At 74.9% G+C, this 1,874-nt stretch carries 3 protein-coding genes and 1 pseudogene; 1 reads left to right on the top strand and 3 read right to left on the bottom strand.

What is annotated here, in order from left to right:
- The 3 genes and pseudogenes from B7767_RS48745 to B7767_RS38020 all read right to left on the bottom strand — a co-directional run.
- A pseudogene (locus B7767_RS48745) lies at positions 1 to 166 on the bottom strand (Asp23/Gls24 family envelope stress response protein); the annotation flags it as partial.
- Entirely contained in the window at positions 163 to 348 is a 186-nt protein-coding gene (locus tag B7767_RS38025; RefSeq protein ID WP_073937463.1) for a hypothetical protein, read from the bottom strand. The gene B7767_RS38025 and the pseudogene B7767_RS48745, both read right to left, overlap by 4 nt.
- Positions 349 to 373: 25 nt before the next feature.
- Positions 374 to 868: an Asp23/Gls24 family envelope stress response protein gene (locus B7767_RS38020; RefSeq protein WP_085575968.1), complete on the bottom strand. Its 495-nt coding sequence runs from the start codon at positions 866 to 868 to the stop codon at positions 374 to 376.
- Between the two features lie 86 nt (positions 869 to 954).
- Between B7767_RS38020 and B7767_RS38015 the strand changes: the two genes are divergently transcribed.
- Positions 955 to 1,680, top strand: coding sequence for a nucleopolyhedrovirus P10 family protein (locus tag B7767_RS38015; protein WP_085575967.1), 726 nt, complete (start codon positions 955 to 957; stop codon positions 1,678 to 1,680).
- Positions 1,681 to 1,874: the final 194 nt, after the last annotated feature.

Genomic DNA, 1,874 nt, shown 5'->3' with positions numbered 1-1,874 from the left:
CGTGCGGCGGGGCCGCGTCCGGCGGCAGGGGGCCGGACGCCTCGCGGGCCGCCTGCGAGGCGATCTTCGCGACCACCCGGTCGGCGATCCTGGTCGCCCCGCGTTCACCCGGCGCGACGGCGGCCGGGCCCCGGCCGGGCTCGACGACCGTGCTCACCGCCGTCACCGCCGCCGTTCGTCACGGGAACGGAAGAAGTCCCCGAGTTCCAGGTCCCCCTCGAGGAACCGCCCGACGACGAACCCGACGGCGCCCAGCGCCGCCACCAGCAGAAACGCCCCGAATCCGCCGAAGTATCCGGCGAAGCCCAACGCCATGCCGGCGATCATGCCGACCACGGCCATGTTCATGGTGTGCTCCTCCGCTCACCGAACCTCACTGGAGGCGGGTCTCCGGTACCTCTTCCTCCTCCTCGGGCAGCTTCACGTCGCTCACCGCGATGTTGACCTCGACCACCTCCAGTCCGGTCATCCGCTCGACCGCCGCGATGACGTTCTCCCGTACGGCCCTGGCGACGTCGGCGATGGACACGCCGTAGTCGACGACGATCTCCAGGTCGAGCGCGGTCTGCAACTCGCCGACCTCGGCCTTCACGCCGCGCGTCACCGACTTCGAGCCGCCGGGCACCCGGTCGCGTACGGCGCCGAAGGTCCGTGACAGGCCGCTGCCCATGGCGTGCACGCCGAGCACGTCCCGCGCGGCCAGCCCCGCGATCTTCTCCACGACACCGTCGGCGATGGTGGTACGGCCACGGGTCGCCGGGTCACCGCCGCCGCGCCGTGTTCCCTGGCTCTTGCGGGGGGTGGTCTCCAAGAGGTTCTTCTCCGGGTCGGGGGCCCGTACCGGGCCTCCCTCGGTCATGTCGGTCATCGCCGTACGTCCCTTCGGTCGTCCTCCACCGACCACGGTATGCGTGGTTGCCCGGTACCGCGCCGGAGATGCGTCAGGCTGGGGGAATGACGGCGGACCGGTGGGCTCGGGCGGTACGGCAGCAGGTGGGGCTGGGCAGGATCCTGGCCCTGGGAGGGCCGCGCGACGGCGCGTGGATCGCGGAGCGGGCGGCGGAGGCGGTACTGCGGCGCGCGGTGGTACGGGATGCGCCGGGCGTACGCCTGGACGGTGTACGGATCGGGCTCGCCGATCCGGAGGGGGTGGCGGGCGAGCCGGTCGTGCCGCCTCCGCCGGGGGCGGTGCCGCCGGGGGTGCTGCGGCTGACCGTCGAGTTCGCGGCCACCGCGGAATGGCCGGTGCCGGTGACCGCGTCGCGGCTGCGGGGGGTGCTGGCGGAAGCGGCGGCGGAGCGGATCGGGTTGGCCGTCGTGGAGGTGGATCTGCGGGTGGTGGAGTTGTTGGACGCGGAGCCGGTGCCGGTTGCGGAACCGGCTCCGGGTGAGTCGGCGGTGGACGAGCCGACGGGCCCCGGTGACTCGGAGGCGGACCGGGTCGCGGCCGCGGCGGTCGCCGTGCCGGGGGTGAGTCGGCTGACGGGGGTGCTGGGGCGGTCGGTTCACCTGACCGAACGTCCGGGCGTCGACGCCCTGCCCCGGCGGCACGCGCGCGTGGAGCTCGCGGTCGCGGCGGACGCACGCCCTCTGGATGTGGCCCGGGGGGTCCGTTCGGCGGTGGCCGAAGCGCTGCCGGACCGCCCCACCGTGGCTGTGCTGATCACGGCGGTCGACTGACCGGGACGGGCGGTCCGCTGGGCCGGGGGTGGGACGCGCAGCCCGGCGCTCACAGGGTGCCGTCGCGCCCACCCGTGCCGCCCCTGGGGGTACCTCCCAGGCCCTTCAGGCACTGGGGGAGGCACGACTGCCCGCGGATTGCGGGGCAGGTGGGGGCGGCTGGGCGGCTGGGCGGCTGGGCGGCTGGGCGGCTG

Source organism: Streptomyces sp. 13-12-16 (assembly GCF_002114215.1).
In the GTDB taxonomy this organism is placed as follows: domain Bacteria; phylum Actinomycetota; class Actinomycetes; order Streptomycetales; family Streptomycetaceae; genus Streptomyces.
This window is presented reverse-complemented; position numbering and strand designations above follow the sequence as displayed.

Coding starts and splice junctions, on each gene's coding strand:
- B7767_RS38020 (WP_085575968.1), bottom strand. CDS start 868: ATGACCGACATGACCGAGGGAGGCCCGGTACGGGCCCCCGACCCGGAG.
- B7767_RS38025 (WP_073937463.1), bottom strand. CDS start 348: ATGAACATGGCCGTGGTCGGCATGATCGCCGGCATGGCGTTGGGCTTC.
- B7767_RS38015 (WP_085575967.1), top strand. CDS start 955: ATGACGGCGGACCGGTGGGCTCGGGCGGTACGGCAGCAGGTGGGGCTG.